This is a genomic window from Acinetobacter guerrae (assembly GCF_009372255.1).
GTDB lineage: Bacteria > Pseudomonadota > Gammaproteobacteria > Pseudomonadales > Moraxellaceae > Acinetobacter > Acinetobacter guerrae.
In genome coordinates, this window is record NZ_LXGN01000016.1 from 1 (window position 1) to 2,850 (window position 2,850).

A 2,850-nucleotide genomic window follows, 5' to 3' on the forward strand; every position below is an offset into this window, starting at 1 on the left:
ATTAGAACATCTAGGCTTAGGGACACTCAAACGTGCCATTCACGTACAGTTTAGTAACGCAGTTCTTAACCCGCAGGTTTTCTTACAGCGGATAGAAGGGCAACATGGACTCAATGACGGCTTAAAACTTGAACTTACCTGCTTATCCAACAATGCCTACATTGCACTTAAACAATTTATAGGCTGTCAGGTCGCGATTGATCAAGTAACAGATTTAGGGCAGTTGAACCGAACATCGGGCATTATAACCCAAGCAAGTCAAGGTCAGAGTGATGGCGCACTAACGCTTTACACCTTGACTGTGCAAGACCCTACCGCACTTTGGCACAAACGCCGTAACAGCCGCGTATTCATGAACAAAAGTGTCCCCGAAATTACCCAGATCCTCTTTAAAGAATGGCAAAATAAAAGTGCCTTATTTGCCGCTAGCTTAAGCCTTGATCTGAAAGGTCTCACTCAAAACTACAATATCCGACCCTTCACCTTACAGAGCAACGAAACAGATCACGAGTTTCTGACCCGATTATGGCGTAGCGAAGGCATCAATTGGCTGATTGATGAAAAACAACATCTCGTTGCACATTCCACACAAGAACTCGCCCCGCAGCAACTCCGCTTGATCGACCAACAAGCCTCATTTACCGCACTGAATCGAGGTAGCATCCGATTTCATCGTAGTCATGCGACTGAATACTTTGACAGCATGACCCATCTTATCGCACATCGGCAGTTCCAATCGACAGCGACCTATATACAACGTTGGCAACCAACAGCATTAACACAAGATGAAGGCAGTGGTTCAGTATTGAGCGCCCATCAACACAGTGAGCGATACAGTAACGAAAGCTTAAGTCTGGAACAAGCATGGACAACCAGTGCAGCATGGACGACAGACTTGACAGGAGCTGATCAGGCTACAACCTCAGGTTCACAACAAATCGAGAAGCTCAATCAAAACCTAAGTGCTTATCAAGAAAAACAAGCCAAATATTTCAAAGCTCAAACCACAGTACGCGATGCACAAGTAGGATACTGGTTTGAACTGACAGACCATCCTGAAATTGATCAACATGACACAGCAGATCGGCAATTTCTTATCTATCAAAAGCACTTTTACAACCAGAACAACTTACCCAAAGACCTGCAACAACAACTTCAACCTCTTCTGACTCGTTCACAGGTCAAACCATTTCAAATCGATGAACGTCAAGGCAATGAACTGATCCTGATCCGCCGTCATATCAAATTAGTCCCAGAATACCAACCCTTCACCCATCGGCCGATGGTTTATCCCCAACGAGCACGGGTGGTTGGACCTGCCAACGAAGAAATACATGTTGATGAATGGGGGCGGGTCAAAGTCAGATTCCTCTTTACCCGAACTGAAGATCACCAACACGATAGTGGAGCAGGCACCAATGACAACGACACAGACTCAGCATGGATAGACGTCCTGACCCCATGGGCAGGAGAAGGTTATGGTGCAAGGTTTTTGCCACGCGTCGGTGAATTGGTGGTCATTGACTTCTTTGATGGTGATGTCGATCGACCATTTGTAACGGGTCGAATCCATGAAGCGCAACGTTCACCTACAAAATTTGACCAAAAAGGCCAACTTCCAGATACAAAGAAACTTAGTGGTATACGATCTAAAGAAGTGCATGGTGAAGGCTTCAACCAACTCAGGTTTGACGATACAACTGGACAAATTAGCACCCAACTCCACAGTAGTCACGGTGCTAGCCAACTTAATCTGGGAAACCTCAGCCATCCTAAACAACAAGAAAGTAGTCAGGGACGTGGTGAGGGATTTGAACTTAGAACCGACTACTATGGCGCAGTACGTGCGGGAAAAGGCATGCTGATTAGTACCTATGCCCAAGAACAAGCGATTGCTGATCATCTGGAAGCTGCCCAAGCTCAATCCTTACTCACACAAGGCTATGAGAGCATGAAAATGCTCAGTGAAGTTGCGACCAAACAACAGAGTGATGCATTAAATGTTATTCACCATCTCCCTAAATTCATCCAGTCACTTGAACTTAAAACGACCAGTCAGGCATTAAACAGCACCTTAAACCTCTTTAAAGACAGTATTCAAAAAGACCCTCTTCATGCACTCAAAAACTGTAGTGGCTTTATACAGGACATTGGTGGACTAGGTGGCAATAGCAAAGGCATTGTAGATGAATTCAATACATTTTTTAGCGACGCAAAAGGAGCGGTAGACAACTTAAAAGCCTTTATTGAAAACGTAGAAGAACATGGTGTTGACATAATCAAAGGCAAACTGGCCAGCATAAAAGACCAAATCAAACAAAACCCATTTGAAAGCCTACAAGAAGTAGGACAAGTCTTAGCCAATGTAGAGATCAAAGACTTTGACCTAATGAGCGTCTGTGGCACTTTTAGCAAAGGCAGCAAACTTGAAATGACACCGCTCAAAGCCCTAAGTTCATTACAAGGCTTTATGGAAGATTATACCCAAGGTCTGGAAAGTAGTGCTGATGTCAAGCAACAAGAACAAGGTAAAATTTTTAGACAAGCTTTGATGTTGTTGGCATCACCGAATGGCATTGCATTGACCACACCTGAAAACATTATCTTGCAAGCTTCTCAGGATATTGCCGAGAGTGCCAGTGGTTCAATTAATTTGAGCGCTCAAAAAAATATTATTGGACACGCGCAGGATAAAATTAGTTTATTTGCCGCGCAAAAAGGTTTAAGTGTTTTTGCTGCAAAAGGACCAATCAAAGTACAGGCGCAGGATGATTTGATTGAAATCATTGCTAAAAAAGTCATTAAGCTGATTGCGACTGAAGATAAGATTGAGCTAACCAGTTCTAAAGA

At 43.7% G+C, this 2,850-nt stretch carries 1 protein-coding gene; it reads left to right on the forward strand.

Features of this window, described 5'->3' with window-relative positions:
- The coding region (locus A7A69_RS08700; protein ID WP_152877078.1) for a type VI secretion system Vgr family protein at positions 1 to 2,850 on the forward strand (2,850 nt) is incomplete at both ends.